Annotated in this window: 20 protein-coding genes; 10 read left to right on the forward strand and 10 right to left on the reverse strand. The window is 56.1% G+C overall.

Annotated elements, in window-relative coordinates:
• Positions 1–57: 57 nt before the first annotated feature.
• Positions 58–1,125 (reverse strand): oxygen-dependent tRNA uridine(34) hydroxylase TrhO, encoded by a 1,068-nt coding sequence (trhO, locus tag ACUTSW_RS06665; RefSeq protein ID WP_445583992.1) that lies wholly within the window; start codon positions 1,123–1,125, stop codon positions 58–60.
• A 207-nt stretch (positions 1,126–1,332) separates the two neighbouring features.
• Here trhO and ACUTSW_RS06670 point away from each other — a divergent pair, with 207 nt between their 5' ends.
• On the forward strand, positions 1,333–2,430 hold the full coding sequence (locus ACUTSW_RS06670; protein WP_062870470.1) for an NADH:flavin oxidoreductase/NADH oxidase: 1,098 nt from the start codon (positions 1,333–1,335) through the stop codon (positions 2,428–2,430).
• Positions 2,431–2,448: 18 nt separating this feature from the next.
• Here the strand turns inward: ACUTSW_RS06670 and ACUTSW_RS06675 are convergent, their stop codons facing one another.
• On the reverse strand, positions 2,449–2,610 hold the full coding sequence (locus ACUTSW_RS06675) for a hypothetical protein (protein WP_006324651.1): 162 nt from the start codon (positions 2,608–2,610) through the stop codon (positions 2,449–2,451).
• 279 nt (positions 2,611–2,889) lie between these two features.
• On the opposite strand from ACUTSW_RS06675, the gene ACUTSW_RS06680 reads away from it, so the two are divergent.
• The 4 genes from ACUTSW_RS06680 to ACUTSW_RS06695 all read left to right on the forward strand — a co-directional run bounded on the left by ACUTSW_RS06680 (position 2,890) and on the right by ACUTSW_RS06695 (position 7,719).
• Positions 2,890–3,810, forward strand: coding sequence for a Kdo(2)-lipid IV(A) acyltransferase (locus ACUTSW_RS06680; protein WP_062870469.1), 921 nt, complete (start codon positions 2,890–2,892; stop codon positions 3,808–3,810).
• Between the two features lie 112 nt (positions 3,811–3,922).
• Positions 3,923–4,207, forward strand: a complete 285-nt coding sequence (locus ACUTSW_RS06685) for a YciI family protein (protein ID WP_063199209.1) — start codon at positions 3,923–3,925, stop codon at positions 4,205–4,207.
• Between the two features lie 246 nt (positions 4,208–4,453).
• The gene (gene mdtG / locus ACUTSW_RS06690) at positions 4,454–5,692 is read left to right on the forward strand and encodes a multidrug efflux MFS transporter MdtG (protein ID WP_020438835.1); all 1,239 of its coding nucleotides are present in this window, start codon (positions 4,454–4,456) and stop codon (positions 5,690–5,692) included.
• A 473-nt stretch (positions 5,693–6,165) separates the two neighbouring features.
• Positions 6,166–7,719 carry a peptide MFS transporter gene (locus ACUTSW_RS06695; protein ID WP_445583993.1) on the forward strand — a complete coding sequence of 518 codons (1,554 nt, stop codon included), beginning with the start codon at positions 6,166–6,168 and terminating at the stop codon, positions 7,717–7,719.
• Between the two features lie 49 nt (positions 7,720–7,768).
• Here ACUTSW_RS06695 and ACUTSW_RS06700 read toward each other — a convergent pair whose 3' ends face one another.
• The 4 genes from ACUTSW_RS06700 to ACUTSW_RS06715 are packed head-to-tail and all read right to left on the reverse strand — an operon-like array spanning position 7,769 to position 9,333.
• Positions 7,769–8,167 carry a VOC family protein gene (locus tag ACUTSW_RS06700; RefSeq protein ID WP_445583994.1) on the reverse strand — a complete coding sequence of 133 codons (399 nt, stop codon included), beginning with the start codon at positions 8,165–8,167 and terminating at the stop codon, positions 7,769–7,771.
• Positions 8,167–8,586 (reverse strand): DUF6691 family protein, encoded by a 420-nt coding sequence (locus ACUTSW_RS06705; protein ID WP_445583995.1) that lies wholly within the window; start codon positions 8,584–8,586, stop codon positions 8,167–8,169. Before ACUTSW_RS06705 ends, ACUTSW_RS06700 begins: the two co-directional genes overlap by 1 nt.
• A gap of 4 nt (positions 8,587–8,590) precedes the next feature.
• Positions 8,591–9,025 carry a YeeE/YedE family protein gene (locus tag ACUTSW_RS06710; protein WP_004942996.1) on the reverse strand — a complete coding sequence of 145 codons (435 nt, stop codon included), beginning with the start codon at positions 9,023–9,025 and terminating at the stop codon, positions 8,591–8,593.
• Positions 9,022–9,333, reverse strand: a complete 312-nt coding sequence (locus tag ACUTSW_RS06715) for an ArsR/SmtB family transcription factor (RefSeq protein ID WP_004942994.1) — start codon at positions 9,331–9,333, stop codon at positions 9,022–9,024. Before ACUTSW_RS06715 ends, ACUTSW_RS06710 begins: the two co-directional genes overlap by 4 nt.
• A gap of 141 nt (positions 9,334–9,474) precedes the next feature.
• Between ACUTSW_RS06715 and ACUTSW_RS06720 the strand changes: the two genes are divergently transcribed.
• A complete protein-coding gene (locus ACUTSW_RS06720; RefSeq protein ID WP_445583996.1) occupies positions 9,475–10,236 on the forward strand; it encodes an AraC family transcriptional regulator in 762 nt (253 codons plus the stop codon).
• Here the strand turns inward: ACUTSW_RS06720 and leuA are convergent.
• The gene (gene leuA, locus ACUTSW_RS06725; protein WP_445583997.1) at positions 10,221–11,891 is read right to left on the reverse strand and encodes a 2-isopropylmalate synthase; all 1,671 of its coding nucleotides are present in this window, start codon (positions 11,889–11,891) and stop codon (positions 10,221–10,223) included. The genes ACUTSW_RS06720 and leuA overlap by 16 nt on opposite strands.
• 210 nt (positions 11,892–12,101) lie before the next feature.
• On the opposite strand from leuA, the gene ACUTSW_RS06730 reads away from it, so the two are divergent.
• A complete protein-coding gene (locus ACUTSW_RS06730) occupies positions 12,102–12,479 on the forward strand; it encodes a MysB family protein (RefSeq protein WP_004942988.1) in 378 nt (125 codons plus the stop codon).
• 58 nt (positions 12,480–12,537) lie between these two features.
• On the forward strand, positions 12,538–13,098 hold the full coding sequence (locus ACUTSW_RS06735; protein WP_445583998.1) for a GNAT family N-acetyltransferase: 561 nt from the start codon (positions 12,538–12,540) through the stop codon (positions 13,096–13,098).
• On the opposite strand, the gene ACUTSW_RS06740 is transcribed toward ACUTSW_RS06735, so the two are convergent.
• The 3 genes from ACUTSW_RS06740 to mdoG all read right to left on the reverse strand — a co-directional run bounded on the left by ACUTSW_RS06740 (position 13,089) and on the right by mdoG (position 17,619).
• The gene (locus ACUTSW_RS06740; RefSeq protein ID WP_042437287.1) at positions 13,089–13,286 is read right to left on the reverse strand and encodes a YceK/YidQ family lipoprotein; all 198 of its coding nucleotides are present in this window, start codon (positions 13,284–13,286) and stop codon (positions 13,089–13,091) included. The genes ACUTSW_RS06735 and ACUTSW_RS06740 overlap by 10 nt on opposite strands.
• Before the next feature lie 210 nt (positions 13,287–13,496).
• A complete protein-coding gene (gene mdoH, locus ACUTSW_RS06745) occupies positions 13,497–16,058 on the reverse strand; it encodes a glucans biosynthesis glucosyltransferase MdoH (protein WP_445583999.1) in 2,562 nt (853 codons plus the stop codon).
• Positions 16,051–17,619, reverse strand: a complete 1,569-nt coding sequence (gene mdoG, locus ACUTSW_RS06750; RefSeq protein WP_445584000.1) for a glucans biosynthesis protein MdoG — start codon at positions 17,617–17,619, stop codon at positions 16,051–16,053. The genes mdoH and mdoG overlap by 8 nt, the downstream gene beginning before the upstream one ends.
• Positions 17,620–17,879: 260 nt before the next feature.
• On the opposite strand from mdoG, the gene mdoC reads away from it, so the two are divergent.
• Both mdoC and ACUTSW_RS06760 read left to right on the forward strand, forming a co-directional pair.
• Positions 17,880–19,010 (forward strand): glucans biosynthesis protein MdoC, encoded by a 1,131-nt coding sequence (gene mdoC / locus ACUTSW_RS06755; RefSeq protein ID WP_063199234.1) that lies wholly within the window; start codon positions 17,880–17,882, stop codon positions 19,008–19,010.
• A gap of 314 nt (positions 19,011–19,324) precedes the next feature.
• The gene (locus ACUTSW_RS06760) at positions 19,325–19,549 is read left to right on the forward strand and encodes a hypothetical protein (RefSeq protein WP_004942973.1); all 225 of its coding nucleotides are present in this window, start codon (positions 19,325–19,327) and stop codon (positions 19,547–19,549) included.
• Positions 19,550–19,619: the final 70 nt, after the last annotated feature.

The raw sequence follows: 19,619 nt of genomic DNA on the forward strand, positions 1-19,619 counted from the left end.
GTTGCCTGAAAGGCGACGGGTATAAAGCGCGGCAAATCTGCCGCGCTTATCATTGGCTCAGCTTGCTGGGCCTTCATCCTCAGGTGCCGGAATGTGCATCGTGGTCTGCAACAACCCTTTCGACTTATTGAAAATCTTGATGCCATTTTCACGGCCGGCTCGGCGAGCGCGCTGTTCTTCACGCGGCAACTTCAGCTCTTCGCGGCAGATCTCGCTGCAACACCCTTCAAATTTGGCGGAGCAGGTCGGGCATTGAATAAACAATAAATGGCAGCCGTCATTCTTGCAGTTGGTGTGAGTATCGCAGGCGGCGCCGCACTGGTGGCAATTGGCGATCACATCGTCAGAAATCCGCTCGCCCATGCGCTCATCGAACACAAAGTTCTTGCCGACAAACTTCAGCGGCAATCCCTGCTCTTTCGCTTTGCGTGCGTACTCGATAATCCCGCCTTCCACGTGGTAGACGTTTTTGAAGCCGTTATGCAGCATGTAGGCGCTGGCTTTTTCACAGCGGATGCCGCCGGTGCAGTACATGACAATATTTTTGTCTTTATTGTCCTGCAGCATCTCAACCGCCATCGGCAGTTGGTCGCGGAAAGTGTCTGAAGGCACTTCGATGGCATTTTCAAAGTGGCCGACTTCATATTCGTAATGGTTACGCATATCCACAAACAGCGTATCCGGATCGTCAATCATCTGGTTGACGCGGTCGGCCTGCAAATACTCACCCACATTCGCCGGGTTGAAGCTCTCATCGTCAATCCCATCGGCGACGATGCGATCGCGCACCTTAAGGCGCAGCACCCAGAAAGATTTACCGTCATCTTCCAAGGCGATATTCAGACGCACCTGATCCAGCGCCGGGTGCGAGGCAAACAGCGCGGCTTTAAACGCGTCGAACTTGTTCTGCGGCACGCTGATCTGGGCGTTGATGCCCTCTTTGGCCACATAAATGCGGCCAAATACCTTCAGCTTGTCAAACTCAACGTACAGGCTGTCGCGAAACGCTTTGGGATCGTCGATGGTGAAGTATTTATAAAAAGAAACTGTGGTGCGTGGCTCTGTTTCCGCCAGCATGCGCGCCTTCAGTTCCTCATTAGAAATTCGGTTATGTAACACTGGCATGGTGTACTTTCCTGTCTTTCGGGAGGTGGCTTATTTTGAACACGCGGGCCGCAGGCCCACGCGCGGCGCACATAATACCCGAAAATGTCGCTCAAAACAGCATTAGCCCGGCGGCAATGTTTAACGCTGGAAACTTGACGCCGGTCACAAACCCCGATAAGCCTAAGGGTAGTTTTCTTTCTCTTTACCACGGATCCGGAGGACGTCATGAGTCAGTTATTTACCCCGATTTCACTGGGGGAGCTGGATTTACCCAACCGTATTATTATCGCCCCTATGTGCCAATATTCTGCCGACGAGGGCAAAGCCACCGAATGGCACACCATGCATCTTGGTCAGTTGTCATTGTCCGGCGCAGGGTTATTGATCGTCGAGGCCACCTCAGTCGCGCCTGAAGGGCGCATCACGCCCAGCGATCTCGGCCTGTGGGACGATGCTACCGAGCAGGCGCTGGCGCAGGTGGTGCTGGCAGTGAGAAAACACGCCTCCATGCCATTAGGCATTCAACTCTCCCACGCCGGCCGCAAGGCCTCCTACGGCATTCCCTGGGAGGGCGGCGGGCAACTCAGCGCCGCACGCGGTGGCTGGCAAACCCAATCCGCCTCCCCTTTGCCCTTCTCACCGCATGATGCCCCCCCTGCGGCGATGAGTCTGAACGATATCGAACGGTTGAAAGCGCAGTTCGTTGCGGCGGCAAAACGTGCCGATCGCCTGGGCTTCGAGCTGATAGAGCTGCATGGCGCACACGGTTATCTGCTGCACCAGTTCCTTTCCCCCCTGGCCAACCAGCGCAACGATCAATACGGCGGCTCGTTGCAAAATCGCATGCGCTTGCTGCTGGAGATTTTCAATGAAGTGCGCGCAGTGTTCCCGGCGGAAAAAGCGCTCGGCGTGCGGATTTCCGCCAGCGATTGGGTGGAAGGCGGTTGGGATGAACGGCAATCGGTGGTGCTGGCGAAAGCGCTGAAAGAGTTGGGTTGCGATTATATCCACGTTTCCAGCGGCGGCCTTTCGCCTCAGCAGAAGATCCCGGTCGGCCCGAGTTATCAGGTGCCGTTTGCCGAAATCATCAAACGCGAAAGCGGTCTGCCAACTATCGCTGTGGGACTCATCACCGAGCCGGAACAGGCTGAGGCGATTGTCGCCACCGGCCAAGCGGACATGGTGGCGCTGGCGCGCGGCATTTTGTACAACCCGCGCTGGCCATGGCACGCCGCCGCCAGGTTAGGTGAAAAAGTCAGCGCACCGCCACAGTACTGGCGTTGCGAGCCTCACGTATTGAAGGGACTGTTTAAAAACGACTGACAGACATGGCTTGGGCGCTCAGCGCCCAAGTCGACATTCGGTAAAACCGGAAATCACTATCCCCGCCAACAGCGCCCCTCCCGCAACCGCCAGCAGAGGGTTAAACTGCAGGTGCGCGCCCAGACTGCCCAATAATGCCCCAAGGATCAGCAGCCCAGAACTTAACCATGATGCCCACATAACGCCCCCTTCTGAATAATTGCGCGGTCATGATACGCATCTCTTGTGCGCGAACCTTATCCTTTAGAGCGATTTAGATGAATTAATAATCATGTCATGTCCAGTCATCACTTAAAATGATGTATTAATGCGGTGTTTTTTCACGTTGCGCGAGAAAAATGTCACAATGGTCGTTATAAACGACAGAAAAAGCAGGGTGAATAAAATGTCCGTCTAAAGGATAAACCCTGCTATTACTCTGTTATTATTGTTGAATGACTGCTTCTAAGCTGAGAACACATGACTCAAGTTCCTTCTTTTAATCGCACTTTATTGCACCCGCGTTACTGGCTTACCTGGTTCGGTATTGGCCTGCTTTATTTGCTGGTATTACTGCCTTACCCGATTATTTACCGCCTCGGGACCTCTCTGGGCCGTTTTTCCATGCGTTTTCTCAAGCATCGCGTGGCGATTGCCCGGCGTAACCTGACGCTGTGCTTCCCTAATATGCCGCAGGCCGAACGCGAAGCGCTGCTGGTGCAAAATTTTGAGTCCGTCGGCATGGGGCTGTTTGAAACCGGCATGGCCTGGTTTTGGCCAAACTGGCGTATCGAGCGCTGGTTCCACGTCAGCGGGTTGGAGCACATTCAAAAGGCACGCGACAACCATCAGGGCGTTTTGCTGATCGGTTTGCATTTCCTTACGCTGGAACTGGGCGCACGTATCTTTGGCATTCATAACCCGGGTATCGGCGTTTACCGCCCACACGACAACAAGCTGATGGACTGGCTGCAAACCTGGGGCCGCATGCGTTCCAACAAGTCCATGCTGGACCGTAAAGACGTGAAAGGCATGATCCGCGCGCTGAAACAGGGTGACATCATCTGGTATGCGCCGGATCACGACTACGGCCCGCGCAGCAGTGTATTCGCCCCGCTGTTCGCCGTGGAGAAGGCAGCGACCACCACCGGCAGCTACATACTGGTGCGAATGGGCAAACCGGCAATCATTCCCTTTACCCCGCGTCGTCTGCCGGATGGCAAAGGTTATGAGTTGATTATGCAGCCGGCAGTGGAAAACTTCCCGCTGGACAATGAATTCGTGGCCGCCGCGTTTATGAATAAAGTGGTGGAAAAAGAGATCCTGATGGCGCCCGATCAGTACATGTGGTTGCACCGCCGCTTCAAGACCCGCCCCGAAGGCGAGCCCTCGTTATATTGACCACAACCCGCCTGATGGCGGGTCATTTTGTGCTCTGGGTATTGAGAAACGGGGATAATGGTGAGAGGGTAATCATCCTGATCGTACTCACTATTTTCACCCTGGAGCCGTTATGTATATCGTTAGCCTGACTTACCATCGCCCGATAGAAGAAGTTGACAGCCATCTCGAGGGACATGTTGCCTGGCTGAAAAAATATTTCCAGGACGGTACCTTCATCGCCTCCGGACGTAAAAATCCGCGTACTGGCGGTGTGATTCTGGTGAAAGGCATTGACCGTGCGCAGTTGGATAGCATCGTGGCACAGGATCCGTTCAACGCCGTGGCCAACTACGACATTACCGATTTCACCCCCTCTACCACCGGCAACGGTTTTGACGTGCTCGCCGGGCTGTAAGTCCCTCTAAATTTCAGGTTGCCACCAACAGCGATGCCGTTTGATAACCACCGGCATATTCCGCGCAGCCAGCGCGGAATACCGGCAACGCGTTATTTTTAAAACTTTATTTCATTTTTCGCACAACCCAGCCACATCAATTGATGCTACCTATAATTAGGAGCATACTTACCAGGCTAACTTTCTTGCTTTGCCCCCCTGTTTTCGCCTGCGAGCAAAGCGCATCACCTTCTGCAACGGTAATTTATGGCTTCGGTACCAGAACCAGTAAACTGGAAACGTAACTTGTTCGTCGCCTGGCTGGGATGCTTCCTCACCGGGGCCGCCTTCAGCCTGATCATGCCATTCTTGCCGTTATACGTAGAAACGCTCGGTGTGACCGGCCACGAAGCGCTGAACATGTGGTCCGGCCTGGTGTTCAGCATCACCTTCCTGTTCTCCGCCATTGCCTCTCCCTTCTGGGGCGGGTTGGCCGATCGCCGTGGGCGCAAATTGATGCTGCTGCGCTCGGCATTGGGTATGTCGATTGTGATGCTTCTGATGGGGATGGCGCAGAATATCTGGCAGTTTTTAGCCCTGCGCGCGGTGCTTGGCTTGCTCGGCGGTTTTATTCCCAACGCCAATGCGCTGATTGCCACCCAGGTGCCGCGCAACCGCAGCGGCTGGGCGCTGGGTACCCTGTCCACCGGCGGCGTTAGCGGCGCATTGATTGGGCCGCTGATAGGTGGCCTGCTGGCCGACCAATATGGCTTGCGACCGGTGTTCTATATCACCGCCGCCGTGCTGTTACTCTGCTTTGTGCTGACGCTGCTGTACGTCAAAGAACAGTTCACCCCGGTGCAGAAAAAAGACATGCTGCACGCGCGCCAGGTCTTCGCTTCGCTGAAAAACCCCAAACTGATACTCAGCCTGTTCGTCACCACCATGATTATCCAGATTGCCACCGGATCAATCGCGCCGATTTTGACGCTGTATGTGCGCGACTTGGCCGGCAACATCCATAATCTGGCTTTTATCAGCGGCCTGATCGCCTCGGTGCCCGGCGTCGCCGCGTTGATGAGCGCACCACGGCTGGGCAAACTGGGTGACCGAATTGGCCCGGAGCGTATTCTGGTATTTATGCTGATTGTCTCGGTGTTGTTGCTGATCCCCATGGCCTTTGTACAAACGCCGTGGCAGCTCGGCGTATTGCGCTTCCTGCTTGGCGCCGCCGACGGTGCCCTGTTGCCGGCCGTGCAAACGCTGCTGATCTACAACTGCACCAATCAAGTCGCCGGGCGGATTTTCAGTTATAACCAGTCGTTCCGCGACGTAGGTAACGTCAGCGGTCCGCTGCTGGGCGCTGCGGTCTCCGCCAGCTACGGTTTTCGGGCGGTGTTTTGCGTCACCGCCCTGGTGGTGCTGTTTAACGCCGCCTATTCCTGGTGGTGTTTGCAACGCCGGACGACACGAATGAGAGAAGACACTCTGCAGGAAGAGCAATAACCGCATTTATCACTCACTGATTCACTTAAAGGGGTCTAGTGTCCGTTTACCCTACTTTTCGTATTGATATCTTTTGCCGTTTACCTTTCTGCATCAACCAGAAAAATCTTAATGTAATTACCTGTTTTTAAAAAAGTAATTAACTTTTAGCACAATAAATCCGCTGTCAATGACATTCCCTTCCAAACCAACATAAAAACCAAGAAAGGAGATGTTTGTCGACTTTTCATCTAAAAAATGGGATACAGGGACTAGACAAAACCACCATCCAGTTATCAAATGGTTAAATAATATCACGCCAGATGTCAATCACTGGCCAAGTGAAAAAAGGTCGACGCGCTTTCCACGGTTAACGGGCGCTACGGCTGCGGTTTTGTCGGGTAATCCGCATTGGGTGGATTACCTTCCTTAAATACACATACATACCACAGTATAAGCCGCATAAGTGCGGCGCATTTTATTGGGAAGACGTTATGCAATCCTCTGTTAATAACCAAGAAAGCCGGACCTTCTTCGGCCATCCTTATCCGCTGGGATCCCTGTTCTTTACCGAAATGTGGGAGCGGTTCTCGTTTTACGGCATTCGCCCATTACTGATCCTGTTTATGGCCGCCACGGTCTATGACGGCGGCATGGGGCTGGCACGCGAAAACGCCTCGGCGATCGTCGGTATTTTCGCCGGCAGCATGTATCTGGCGGCCTTGCCGGGCGGCTGGCTGGCTGACAACTGGCTGGGCCAGCAAAAAGCGGTGTGGTACGGCTCCATTCTGATCGCGCTCGGTCACCTGTCGATCGCGTTGTCTGCCATCATGGGCAACAACCTGTTCTTCATCGGCCTGATGTTTATCGTGCTGGGTTCCGGCCTGTTCAAAACCTGTATCTCGGTAATGGTCGGCACCTTGTACAAAAAGGGCGACAACCGCCGGGACGGTGGTTTCTCGCTGTTCTATATGGGCATCAACATGGGCTCATTCATCGCCCCGCTGATCTCTGGCTGGCTGATCCGCTCTCACGGCTGGCACTGGGGCTTCGGCATCGGCGGCATCGGGATGTTGGTGGCGCTGGTGATCTTCCGGGTATTTGCCGTTCCGGCAATGAAACGCTATGACAGCGAAGTCGGTCTCGATTCCACCTGGAACAGCCCGGTCGCCAAGAAAAACGGCGTCGGTGCCTGGTTAATCGCATTGGCCGTCGGCGTGGCGGTGATCGTCACCCTGATCGCACAGGGCGTGATCGTGATTAATCCGGTGGCGGTGGCCAGCATGCTGGTTTACGTGATTGCCGCTTCGGTGACCCTGTACTTTATTTACCTGTTTGCCTTTGCCGGCCTGAGCCGCAAAGAGCGCGCCCGCCTGCTGGTGTGCTTTATCCTGTTGGTCTCCGCCGCGTTCTTCTGGTCGGCGTTCGAGCAGAAACCTACCTCATTCAACCTGTTTGCCAACGACTACACCAACCGTATGATTGGCGGCTTCGAGATCCCGGCGGTCTGGTTCCAGTCAATCAACGCCCTGTTCATTATCCTGCTGGCACCGGTATTCAGCTGGGCCTGGCCGGCTCTGGCGCGTAACAAAGTGCGCCTGAGCAGCATCACCAAGTTTGTTATCGGTATTCTGTTTGCCGCTGCGGGCTTTGGCCTGATGATGCTGGCCGCGCAGAACGTACTGGGCAACGGCGGTGCGGGCGTGTCCCCGCTGTGGCTGGTGGGCAGTATTTTGATGCTGACGCTGGGTGAGCTGTGCCTAAGTCCAATAGGGCTGGCGACCATGACCCTGCTGGCCCCGGAAAGAATGCGCGGTCAGATGATGGGCCTGTGGTTCTGCGCCAGCGCGTTGGGTAACCTGGCGGCCGGTTTGATTGGCGGCCATGTGAAGGCCGATCAGTTAGAAATGCTGCCGAACCTGTTCGCCCGCTGCTCAATTGCGTTGCTGATCTGCGCTGCAGTACTGACGCTGCTTATCGTACCTATCCGTCGCATGCTGGAAAACACCCAGGGTAAAAGCGAGCAGAAACCGGCCACCAACGCCTGATAACGCGTTCTCTTTCACCTTCAAGCCAGCGCCCGGTGCGCTGGCTTTTTTATTTTCCCCACGCCTGCCGTTGCAGCACCACGCGGTAACCGTCCAGATCTTCGAAGGTCTGCCCGCCGTTATCCCAATAAGGGTTGTAAGAAGCCACGTGCCGAAAACCGGCGGCCAACATGCGTCGGCACCCTGCGCGCCATTCTCCTTCTTGCGGCAGATAAAACACCAGCAGGTGATCCTGCGTCGGCGCCAGCCCCACCTTTACGCCGCGATGGTGGGTAAACTCCAGGTGATAACCGTGCTGCGGATGCCCGACCATTACGCCGTCAAAACCCTGGTGATCGGAAAATTCCCCCAACCGTTCGAACCCTAATCCCTGACAGTACATCGCAGCGATTTCCTGCAGACGATCGGTCGGGCGCGCAATACGCAGCACCGCGTTGGCTATCGGCATTATTTTCTCCGTATCATGATGAATTCATACAGCGCCATGCCCACCAGCATCGCCGCCACGAACAGCCAGCCAGGTAACGAGCCCGCTCCCGCGAGCACCCACGCCGGCCCGGGGCAGATACCCGCCATGCCCCAGCCAATGCCGAACAGCGCGCTGCCCGCCAGTAAACGGCGATCCAGACGGCGATTCGTGGGAATGAGCAACGTCTCGCCCAACAGCGTTCTCTGCCGACGCCGGGCCCACAAAAACGCCGGCGCCGCTACCGCAATCGCCCCCACCATGACCAAAGCCAGCGACGGGTCCCAATGGCCGGTAATATCGAGAAAGGCCAGCACTTTGGCCGGGTTGGCCATCCCGGCGACAATCAAGCCCAAACCGAAAATGACCCCGCTCAACAGCGCAAATAAAATCCTGAACATGGTTTTAGCCTCCTGCCAAGTGACGGACAACCCAGACGGTGATAAACCCCAGCAGCATAAATACCGCCGTAGCAGCCAGCGAACGCGGTGCCAGCCTCGCCATGCCGCATACGCCGTGGCCGCTGGTGCATCCGCCCCCCAACCGGGTCCCCAGACCGACCAGCAACCCGGCCGCCATCAACCACAAGCTACCGCCGCTGACCGGCATTTCCGGTAAAGGGCCGGCAATACGATACAGCCAGGGGGAAATCAGCAACCCGACAAGAAATGCGCCACGCCAGGCTTTCTCTGTACCGCCCGGCGTCAACAGCCCACCGGTGATACCGCTGATACCGGCGATGCGGCCGTTAAACACCAACAGCAGCGCCACCGCGATGCCGATAATCCCCCCGCCTGCCAGTGCGGAAAGCGGCGTGAAATGCAGCCAGTCAATGGTCATGGTGTCGCTCCCGGTGCCGGGCAATAAAGTTGATACAAGGTGCTGAGGATCGTCAGCGCTTTTTCATCGCTGACGGCATAGTAAATCTGCTTGCCCTCGCGTCGCGTTGACACCAGCCCTTCCTGCCGCAATACGCTCAATTGCTGGGAAAGCGTCGGCTGACGGATCCCCAGCGTCTGCGCCAGTTCACCGACCGACATCTCACGCTGGCTGAGTTGGCATAGCAGCAGCAAGCGATCCTCATTGCCCAGCGCCCGCAACAGCGCCCCAGCCTGCGTTGCCGCCTGCCGCATACTGTCGATATTCATAGAACCCTCAAAATAATTTATAAAATTATATATTGTATTTTTATAGACTATAATTCGGCGGCGCACCAGAGACTGGTACGAAATGTTCCGGCGTGGCATGCTGCCATTACGCCTTACCACCGCGCGGAGATACCGCTACAGATGCTGCTTTGCCACGACTTAATGCCAACCAACCGGTCGATTGTGCCGATTGCCAAAGATTACCAACACGGCGATTTCGAGCCCCTTCACCACCATAACTGTGCGCAGCTGATCCACAGCCTTAGCGGCGTGGTGCAGGTAAACACCCGCCTGGGCAGTTGGGTGGTGCCGCCAGGCCGCGGCGTCTGGTTGCCGGCACGGATGGAGCATAGCCTGCGCATCACCGGCAAGGTGGCGGCCAGAGCGCTGTTTGTCGATCCCCTGGCACGTGCCGATCTGCCGGCGCAGTGCGAAGTGGTGCAAATCTCGCCGCTGCTGCGCGAGCTGATTATCTGCGCAATGGACATCGCGGTGGATTATCCGCCAGGCGGGCGCGAAGAGCGGATAATGGAGTTGATCCTGGACGAGCTGCGCGTCTTGCCTATTTTGCCGCTGCATTTGCCGGAGCCACGCGGTGAAGCCCTGCAGAGGCTGTGCCGGCATATTCAGCAATCGCTGGCGCAGCCCTGGGAATTGGAGCAGGCGGCCGGCTATATCAGCGTCAGCGGCCGCACGTTGTCGCGCCGCTTTCAGCGTGAAACCGGACTGCGTTTTGGCGACTGGGTCCGCCGCGCCAGGCTGCTGGCGGCGCTAAACGCTCTGGCGGCCGGCCACTCGGTGCTGGAAGTGGCGCTGGACCTGGGTTATGACAGCCCCAGCGCCTTCAGCGCCATGTTCCGCCGTCTGCTGGGCGTCGCCCCGAGCGTTTATTTCGCCAGGTAGCGCCCGGCGACGTTAAACAGCGCCTGCAGCGAGGCGCTGGCGGAATCGACGTCGATGCCAACGCCATAAGCCGCCTCACCGTGCGCCAAAGTGCAACGTATGTAAGCCACCGCGCGACTGTGGCTCTGATGGCCCAGGGTGTGTTCGTGATAATCCTCAATCGCCAACGCCAGGCCAAAGCGCTGGCGCAGCGCATCCACCGCGCTGGACAGCAAACCGTTCCCCACGCCCATCAGCCTCTGCTGCTGCTCCTCGAACAATACCCTGGCGCTGAAACTGTAAGCCTCCACGCCATGGCTCTCTGTCTGATAGCTCAGCAATTGCAGGCTCGGCTGTTCAACCAGCCCGTAAGTCGTGCGGAACAGCCGCCACAATTCGGCGGTAGTCATCTCTTTACCGCTGCCGTCGGTCGCCTGTTGCACCACTTTGCTGAAATCAATCTGCAACCCGCGCGGCAACGACAGGCCGTGATTTTGTTCCAGCAGCCAGGCCGCGCCACTTTTGCCTGACTGGCTGTTAACCCGGATCACCGCCTCATAGCTGCAGCCGACATCACCCGGATCGAGCGGTAAGTAAGGCACCTGCCACAAACCGTCTTGCCGCTGCTGTTGGGCGGCGAAACCCTTCTTGATGGCATCCTGATGCGAGCCGGAAAAAGCGGTGAAAACCAGTTCGCCGGCATAAGGATGACGCGGATGCACCGGCAACTGGTTGCACTGTTCAACGACCTCAACCACCTGCTTCAGTTGGCTGAAATCCAGCCCCGGCGCAACACCCTGGGTGTACAGATTGAGCGCCAGCGTCACCAGATCCACATTGCCGGTGCGCTCGCCGTTGCCGAACAGGCACCCTTCCACCCGATCGGCCCCGGCCAGCATCGCCAGTTCGGCGCAGGCTACCCCGGTACCGCGATCGTTATGCGGATGCACGCTGATCGTCACCTGTTTGCGCTGGCTGAAGCGGCGGCAAAACCATTCGATCTGATCGGCATACACATTAGGCGTACTGACCTCTACCGTCGCCGGCAGGTTGATGATCATTGGCCGCCCAGGACCTGGCTGCCAGACATCGGCCACCGCCTCGCAAATCTCCAGCGCGAATTCCAATTCGGTAAAGCAGAAGGTTTCCGGCGAGTACTCGAAGGTCCAGGCCGTTTCCGGCTGCAATTCGCACTGCTGGCGGATGCGCAACGCGCCATTCACCGCCAAGGCCACCGTCGCCGCTTTGTCCTGCCTGAACACAATCTCGCGGAACATGGGGGCGGTGGCGTTATACAAATGCACGATAGCGCGAGGGGCGCCGCGCAGCGATTCAAAGGTGCGATCGATCAGATCGTCACGCGACTGAGTCAACACCTGAATGCTGACATCGTCCGGGATCAACTGCTCCTCAATCAGCGAACGCACAAAATCAAAATCCGTTTGCGACGCCGAGGGGAACGCCACCTCGATTTCTTTAAACCCGCACTGCAGCAACAACTGGTAAAACTGGCGTTTACGGCCGTTATCCATCGGCTCCGCCAACGCCTGATTACCGTCACGCAGATCGCTGGAGCACCAACGCGGCGCCTGCTCAAGGGTGCGACCGGGCCATTGGCGATCCGGTAACGCCACCGGCGGGAACGGGCGATATTTGCTTGAAGGGTTGGTTAACATAGCGATCTCCTGGGTAGTCGTAGACAATGCCTTATTATTTCCCGCCCGGTTATTCGCTGCTCCCGCTTAGCGGACAATCGTCGTCGCAAAACGGACAACAAAAAAATTTGCATCCTGCGCCAGTGAGACAACAATTACTTCTGACGTATGTCATGACGCTTTGGCGCTGCCAAAGCCCTTTCATTAACCTCACTGTGACTGGAGACGGACATGAGCCTGTATGCAACCCTGGAAGAAGCTATCGAAGCGGCGCGCGAGGAGTTTATTGAATCCGCCGAAAGCGGCAATGACGATGAACCGCCGGTACCGCAACAGTTCAATCTGCAAAAATACGTGATGCTGGACGGTGATATCATGTGGCAGGCCGAATTCTTTGAGGAGGAAGGCGAATCGGTCGAGTGTTTCACGCTACGCAGCGGCGCTGCCGCCCAGGCTATTTTTGACGGTGACTACGACGAAGTGGAAATCAGAGCGGAATGGATAGATGAAAATACGCTGCACGAGTGGGAGGAAGGTGATTTTCAGCTCGATCCGCCGCTGGACACTGAAGAGGGTCAGGCTGCCGCAGACGAGTGGGATGAACGCTGAATAACGTCGGATGGGTGTTAACCTGTCCGACCCCCATCATGTTCTCCCAGGAGGATTCATGATCATCCGCCAGGCAGGCCGCGCCGATTACCCCGCTATCCTGCAACTGCAGTCGCAAAATACCCCGGCAAACCTTAGCGAGAGCCAAAAACGGCAAGGGTTCATCGTCTCGCGTATGGATGAGGCTCAGCTAGAAAGCATTAACCGGCGTCTGGGCATTCTGGTGGCGGTAGAAGATCACGCGTTGGCGGGCTTTGTCTGCCTGATGCCCACCGATATGCAGCCGCGCCCGCCGGTGGTGGATGCAATGCTCGATACGCTCGGCAATCAGTCATTCAACGGCCGGGCACTCCGTGAGCAGAAGGTGTTTTTGTATGGCCCGGTGTGCCTTGATGTCGCCTGGCGCGGCAAAGGGGTGCTCAAACGGTTGTTCGCGGCCGTCAAGGCATGCACCCGCGATGAGTTCGATGTCGGCGCGCTGTTTATTGACGACGACAATCCGCATTCACTGACCGCCCACGAGCAAGGGTTGAAGATGACGGTGCTGGCACCTTTCCGCTGCGGCCGGCACGGATATCAGTTGCTGGTGTTCGCCACACGGGATCCGATTTACTCGTAAGGCCCGTGCTGTGCATCAAACGGCAACATAAAGGTATCCACCACCATCGACAGCGGTACGTCGATCACCGTGATGTAGCGCCAGGGCGTATCGCGCAGATCCCATTGCACGCCCGGGTAATATTGATGGCCATGCCCGGCGCCGGGCACCGTGCGGCTGATGATGCTGCCGCAGCCGGTTAACGCCATGACGCCTGCCGCCAGCAACGCCAAGCGGATTAAAGAAGAAAAGTTCACCAAATTGACTCTTGAACCTGGTTGTTTTGAAAATAAACAACGCCCCGCGCGGATGTTAGCACAGTTTCCCACCGCCGGTTTGTCAGCATTGCGTAAGCGAAAGACCAAAAAAAACGGGGAACACGCAACGCGCATTCCCCGCTTGGGTTAACCGATCAGCGACTAACGCCGGCCGACAGGATGAGCCTGTTCGTTATGCGGCAACTGCTGATAGCATTCACGCCACGCTTTGCCTTCCGGCAGCAGCCAGACGCGCTGATGCAGACGCGACAGCGCCACGGGATCGCTCAGCAGCTCCAGACGTTTACCCTTCACCAGTTTCTCCGGCCCCAGTTGCAGCGCTTCCGTCACCCGCTCTTCACGGTTACGCTCAATCGCCCCGCGCAGGTGGTGACGCGCCGTCGCCAACGCCGTTGCCAATGCGTTGAATGACGGGTTAACCACGGCGTGCATAAAGCCATTGGCCAGCGCGCGCTCACGGTTAAGCTGCAGATACTCTTCCGTCGCCAGCAATTCGCGCGGCGGTGAGTATTCTTCCGGGATCAGGAACAGCTTGGCGCGCTTGCTTTTTATGCCCAAGGTCGCGCGGCTCGACAGCGCCGACACGATAGGTGACAGGATCAGCGAGAAGACGATCGGCGACAACCACCACAGGAAACGCAGATCCAGCCAAGCCATACCACCAGCCCAGACCAGACCCAACAGCATCTGTGAACCGTGACGCTTGAAGGCTTCGCTCCATGGCGTGTCATCATCGTCACGCTGCGGAGAGTTCCATACCACTTCCCAGCCCAGGAAAGCGCTGACCACGAACACCGTGTGGAACAGCATGCGCACCGGCGCCAGCAGCACCGAGAACAGCATTTCCATCAGCATCGACAGCAGCAGGCGCAAAGCGCCACCGTATTCTTTGGCGCCTTTGGCCCAGATCAGCACTATGCTGAGCAGTTTAGGCAAGAACAGCAGTATCAGGGTGGTGGAGAACAGCGCTATCGCCAGCTCTGGACGCCACTGCGGCCATACCGGGAACAGCTGACGCGGCTGCAGGAAGTACTGCGGCTCCATCAGGGTATGCACCACCTGCAACGCGGTCGACAGCGCCAGGAACATAAACCACAACGGCGCCGACAGATAAGACATTACGCCCGTCAGGAACACCGCACGGTGCACCGGGTGCATGCCTTTGACCAGGAACAGGCGGAAGTTCATCAGGTTACCGTGACACCAGCGACGGTCGCGCTTCAGCTCATCCAGCAGGTTCGGCGGCAATTCTTCATAGCTGCCCGGCAGGTCATAGGCAATCCACACGCCCCAACCGGCACGGCGCATCAGCGCGGCTTCCACGAAGTCATGCGACATGATGGAACCGGCGAAAGAGCCTTCGCCCGGCAGCGGCGCCAGCGCACAGTGTTCGATAAACGGCTTCACGCGGATAATCGCGTTATGGCCCCAGTAGTGCGACTCGCCCAACTGCCAGAAATGCAGACCTGCGGTGAACAGCGGCCCGTAGACCCGGGTGGCAAACTGCTGCACGCGAGCATACAGCGTATCCATGCCCGAGGCCTTCGGCGCGGACTGGATGATACCGGCGTTCGGATTGGCTTCCATCAAGCGTACCAGACCGGTGAGACACTCACCGCTCATCACGCTGTCGGCGTCCAGAATCACCATGTAGCTGTACTCGCCGCCCCAACGACGGCAGAAGTCGTCGATGTTGCCGCTTTTGCGTTTCACGCGGCGGCGGCGGCGGCGGTAGAAGATGCGGCCATGGCCGTCAACATCGCGGCACAGTTCCATCCATGCCTTCTGTTCCGCCATGCAGATATCCGGATCGTAGCTGTCGCTCAGCACGTAGATATCGAAATGCTCCAGTTGGCCGGTAGCGGCGACGGACTCATAGGTCGCACGCAGGCCGGCGAACACGCGCTCGACGTCTTCGTTACAGATCGGCATGATCAACGCGGTGCGGTGCGCCGAGTTAATCGGCTCATCGCCCTTGATGGTGGAAGAGATGCTGTACTTATCTTTGCCAATCAGCAGTTGCAGGAACCCCATCAAGGCGGTCCAGAACCCGGCCGATACCCAGCAAAAAAGAATGGCGAACAAGATCAGAATGCCGGTTTGCAGGACATAAGGCAGCAGTTGCAGCACCGATTGCATCAGATCCTGATCCAACATGGCCAGCGGATCGATCAGCGCCCAGCCCTGATACGGCAAAATGGTTTTCATGTACCAGGTGGCGATGCCGGTTTGCACCAGCATCAACACCAGCAGCACATAGCGGCGCATCGAACCGACCACGCGCCAGCGATTTTCCGCCTCGGCTTCCTCTTTGGTAGCGTGACGATTGTGCGGCGAGCGCCCCAGCAACGAATCCCAAAAACGCGCCACCGGGTTGGTGCGCCAGGCTTCCGGGAACATGCTGGTACGTTTGATCGGAGGCATCGCCTTCAGTACGGTACGGCCTTCGGCGTCAGTGTCGAAATCGTCGTCGCTGACCGCATCCGGCCACGCGCTTTCGATACGCGTTTTGACCGAGGCCAGCGCCACGTCATCCGCCGACAGCTTATTGACGTTGGCATCGGCGGCGCCCATCTTGCGATGCAGCGCCTCCAGTGCCTGGCCGTCATCTGCCGCCGGCTGTGGTTTAAGCGCCTCTGACCGCTCAGCGGTCAGAGGCATTGCCGCAAGATAATCCTGGGCAGGTTGAGTAAGCTTATTCATTGGCAGGTAGCTGATAGCTCCAGGTTTCCGACAGGGTCTTATCACCATTGACCAGCGCAGCGCGCATTTCTACCGGCTTCTTGTCGTCTTTCACTTTAAGACGCAGCGTCAGGCGCCAGCCTTTGGTCACTGGATTATAGCGGACATTGTTTTCTACCACTTCACCGTTGTCGCCGATGCTCACCTGAGAGGCGACCGGCGTAGCGCCGTCCAGACCTTTCAGTACCGGGCCAACGAAATCAACCAGGAATGCCACGCTGCCGTCAGGCTCGCGGATCAGGTTGGACTGCTTCACGTCACCGGTAGAACGCATCGTCTGGCTTACGTAGGCGATGTCCTGTGAATGCAGCTTGTCTTCGTCGCGGGTGAAGTGCAGACGGTAGCTCAGCGCCAGCGGGGTTTTGGCATCCGGCAATACGTCCGGAGTCCAGAAGGCAACGATGTTGTCGTTGGTTTCATCCGCAGTAGGGATTTCCACCAGCTCCACTTTGCCCTTGCCCCAGTCGCCGCGCGGCTCGATCCAGGCGCTTGGACGCAGGTCGTAACGATCGTCCAGATCTTCGTAATCCTTGAAGTTACGGCCGCGTTGCAGCAAACCGAAACCTTTCGGGTTCTCGATCTGGTAGGTGCTGACGGACAGGTGCTTCGGATTATTCAGCGGACGCCAGATCCACTCGCCGTTGCCGGCATGGATCGACAAACCGTTGGAATCATGCAGCGCCGGACGGTAGTTCAGCGTTGGCGACGGCTGGCTTGGCCCGAACAGGTACATGCTGGTCAGCGGTGCCATGCCCAGTTTGCCGACCTTGTCGCGCAGGAACACTTTGGACTCGACATCCACCGTGGTATCGCGGCCCGGATAGACCACAAAACGATAAGCGCCGGTGGCGCGCGGTGAATCCAGCAGCGCGTAAACGACCAGGTGCTTGTCGCCCTGCTTCGGACGCTCAACCCAGAATTCGCGGAAGCGCGGGAACTCTTCACCGGACGGCAAGGCGGTATCAATCGCCAGGCCACGAGCGGAAAGCCCGTAAACCTGCCCTTTACCCACCACGCGGAAGTAGCTCGCGCCCAGCAGGCTCATAATTTCGTCGTTCTTATCCGCACTATTGATCGGATAAATCACCTTGAAACCGGCAAAGCCGAGGTTTTTTACCGAATCCGGATCGTGCTTCACCGAACCAAAGTTGAAGTAATCCGGGCTGTACTTGATCTGTTTTACGCTGGTTGCAGTGACTTCATTGATTTTCACCGGCGTGTCGAAGTACATCCCCTGATGATAAAACTCAAGTTTGAATGGGGTTTTCAGCTTGCTCCAATAGGCTTTATCGTGATTGAACTGAATCTGCTGATAGTCCGCGAACTTCATTTCACGGAATTGAGAAGGAAGGTTGCTCTTCGGGGCCTCAAAGCCTTTTCCTGCCAGATCCTGCGCCTGCTTGGCCACATCGTCGATAGAAAAAGCCCATGCCTGCGAAGTAAACAGCGTGAACAATACGGTAGCACCTAACCAACGAACGCTCGTGGCGCGTGGTTTACTGGATAATATATTAACTAGCACATCCCCCCCTATTCGTGTGCTCAAATCATTTAAATCCATATTAATGGATTATTCAGCTTTCCGACAACATGATAAATGGATGGTTCATGTTTATGGCTCATTGTTTAAGCAGCTGATGAAACACCAGCGTAGCAAGCCGTGCAGCAAGACGCTATGGAAAAATGTGAATCGGTATAGTAGGGTTCGGGATTGCGATTTAACCATTGCCGACTTATTAAGCGTGTTAATGACCACTCGACAAAATGACTAGCGGTAACCTAATGACTAAAGGCAACAATCAACGCGAGTTTTTCCTCGATTCGATCCGGGCTTATTTGATGTTGCTCGGTGTTCCTTTCCACCTCTCACTGATCTATTCCAGCCATGCCTGGGCGGTGAACAGTGCGACTCCCTCGTTCTCGCTGACGGTGCTGAACGACTTCATCCATGCCTTCCGCATGCAAGTGTTCTTCGTGATATCCGGCTACTTCTCCTACATGCTTTACGAGCGTTACGAGCGTCACCATTGGTTGAAGGTCAGACTGGAGCGGGTGGCAATCCCCCTGCTGAGCTCGATTCCCTTAATAACCGTACCGCAGTTTTTCATGCTGAAATACTTCACGGATAAATTAAACGGCTGGGAAGATTTTTCGATCTATCAGAAAATAAATGTAACAATCTGGGAACTGGTTTCCCACCTGTGGTTTTTATTAACTCTGTCCTTGCTAACCACCGCCTGTTTTTATCTGTTCAAAAAAATTAAGACGTTAAAAAGTAACATCGCTCCTAACCCGATAAATAAAATGACTGGATTAGGAAACATCTCACTGTTCTTTCTTTTATATGCTTTATGCTATTCGGCCGCGCACCGTATTATTTTAATTTTTGCGCCGCAATTGCTTTCCAATGGCCTGTTCAATTTTGTGGTGATGGAGACGATGTTCTACCTGCCGTTCTTCATCCTCGGCGCTTACGCGTTTAAGTACGTGTGGCTGAAAGAGATTTTTCTCAAACCCTCCCCATTGGCAGTGCTCGGCTCACTGCTGTTGTTGATTGCCTACATGCTGAATCAGAAGTTGCTGGCCCACAGCAGCTATATGTTTGAGCTGGAAATTGTGATCAAAACCCTGCTCGGCATCCTGATGGCGAACGTGGTGTTTTCATTCGGACACCGGTTGCTGAACTATCATTCGCCAAAAATCACGTACCTGGTCAACGCGTCGTTGTTTATATATCTGGTGCATCATCCGCTGACCTTGATATATGGCGCTTTTGTGACGCCGTATATCAACAATAACCTTCTGGGTTTCCTGATTGGTATGGTGTTCGTTTTCTCCTGCGCCTTTGCCTTATATGAACTGCACAAGCGCATCCCTCTGCTGCGCTTCCTGTTCTCCGGAAAACCCCAGTAACCCCTCTCCCTCCCGGCAGCGTTTGGCTTGCCGGGGCGCCTCCTGTCATACCATTGTCCCCTGCAACGGATATAGTTCGATTTTTCGCCCATATTTAATACTGAGCACACATTGCTCAGCCCACTGGTCAAAGTTAGGGCAAAGTTATGCTGGAGCATATTGCCGCTAGTTGTTATAACTGCAATGCATAAGTGGAAATCCACATCCCTGCCTTACGGTAGTGATTGGGCTCAATGAACCCTGAGGGACGACGTTGTCGTTGGTACGACAATGTTTGCAGCATCTCCCTTCCGTCACGACAGAGAGGATTTTTAATGACTGACAAAGACACTTCGGCTCAGGAAGCCATTCCAGAAAACGCCACCCTGCTGAAAATCCTTGGCCGGTTGCTGTCCGCACTTGACTCGTCGATCAGCGGCAAGGATCGCAGCATTCTGGTAACCGAGCTTTCCAGCCTCAATCTTGACGGCATTTCAGAGTCTGAGCGAAAGCTGGCCGCTGAGTTGATCCGACGGGCCTTGCAATCACTCGATCATTAACGACCTTTGGCCTACAAACCATTAAGCCTCCCGACGGGGGTTTAATGGTTTTTCCTTCCTGCAGCGACAG

Source organism: Serratia sp. TSA_198.1, assembly GCF_052686505.1.

What these genes read in the sequence shown, in the direction of transcription:
- trhO (WP_445583992.1), bottom strand. Translation starts at nt 1,125, where the DNA reads ATGCCAGTGTTACATAACCGAATTTCTAATGAGGAACTGAAGGCGCGC.
- ACUTSW_RS06670 (WP_062870470.1), top strand. Translation starts at nt 1,333, where the DNA reads ATGAGTCAGTTATTTACCCCGATTTCACTGGGGGAGCTGGATTTACCC.
- ACUTSW_RS06675 (WP_006324651.1), bottom strand. Translation starts at nt 2,610, where the DNA reads ATGTGGGCATCATGGTTAAGTTCTGGGCTGCTGATCCTTGGGGCATTA.
- ACUTSW_RS06680 (WP_062870469.1), top strand. Translation starts at nt 2,890, where the DNA reads ATGACTCAAGTTCCTTCTTTTAATCGCACTTTATTGCACCCGCGTTAC.
- ACUTSW_RS06685 (WP_063199209.1), top strand. Translation starts at nt 3,923, where the DNA reads ATGTATATCGTTAGCCTGACTTACCATCGCCCGATAGAAGAAGTTGAC.
- mdtG (WP_020438835.1), top strand. Translation starts at nt 4,454, where the DNA reads ATGGCTTCGGTACCAGAACCAGTAAACTGGAAACGTAACTTGTTCGTC.
- ACUTSW_RS06695 (WP_445583993.1), top strand. Translation starts at nt 6,166, where the DNA reads ATGCAATCCTCTGTTAATAACCAAGAAAGCCGGACCTTCTTCGGCCAT.
- ACUTSW_RS06700 (WP_445583994.1), bottom strand. Translation starts at nt 8,167, where the DNA reads ATGCCGATAGCCAACGCGGTGCTGCGTATTGCGCGCCCGACCGATCGT.
- ACUTSW_RS06705 (WP_445583995.1), bottom strand. Translation starts at nt 8,586, where the DNA reads ATGTTCAGGATTTTATTTGCGCTGTTGAGCGGGGTCATTTTCGGTTTG.
- ACUTSW_RS06710 (WP_004942996.1), bottom strand. Translation starts at nt 9,025, where the DNA reads ATGACCATTGACTGGCTGCATTTCACGCCGCTTTCCGCACTGGCAGGC.
- ACUTSW_RS06715 (WP_004942994.1), bottom strand. Translation starts at nt 9,333, where the DNA reads ATGAATATCGACAGTATGCGGCAGGCGGCAACGCAGGCTGGGGCGCTG.
- ACUTSW_RS06720 (WP_445583996.1), top strand. Translation starts at nt 9,475, where the DNA reads ATGCTGCTTTGCCACGACTTAATGCCAACCAACCGGTCGATTGTGCCG.
- leuA (WP_445583997.1), bottom strand. Translation starts at nt 11,891, where the DNA reads ATGTTAACCAACCCTTCAAGCAAATATCGCCCGTTCCCGCCGGTGGCG.
- ACUTSW_RS06730 (WP_004942988.1), top strand. Translation starts at nt 12,102, where the DNA reads ATGAGCCTGTATGCAACCCTGGAAGAAGCTATCGAAGCGGCGCGCGAG.
- ACUTSW_RS06735 (WP_445583998.1), top strand. Translation starts at nt 12,538, where the DNA reads ATGATCATCCGCCAGGCAGGCCGCGCCGATTACCCCGCTATCCTGCAA.
- ACUTSW_RS06740 (WP_042437287.1), bottom strand. Translation starts at nt 13,286, where the DNA reads ATGGCGTTAACCGGCTGCGGCAGCATCATCAGCCGCACGGTGCCCGGC.
- mdoH (WP_445583999.1), bottom strand. Translation starts at nt 16,058, where the DNA reads ATGAATAAGCTTACTCAACCTGCCCAGGATTATCTTGCGGCAATGCCT.
- mdoC (WP_063199234.1), top strand. Translation starts at nt 17,880, where the DNA reads ATGACTAAAGGCAACAATCAACGCGAGTTTTTCCTCGATTCGATCCGG.
- ACUTSW_RS06760 (WP_004942973.1), top strand. Translation starts at nt 19,325, where the DNA reads ATGACTGACAAAGACACTTCGGCTCAGGAAGCCATTCCAGAAAACGCC.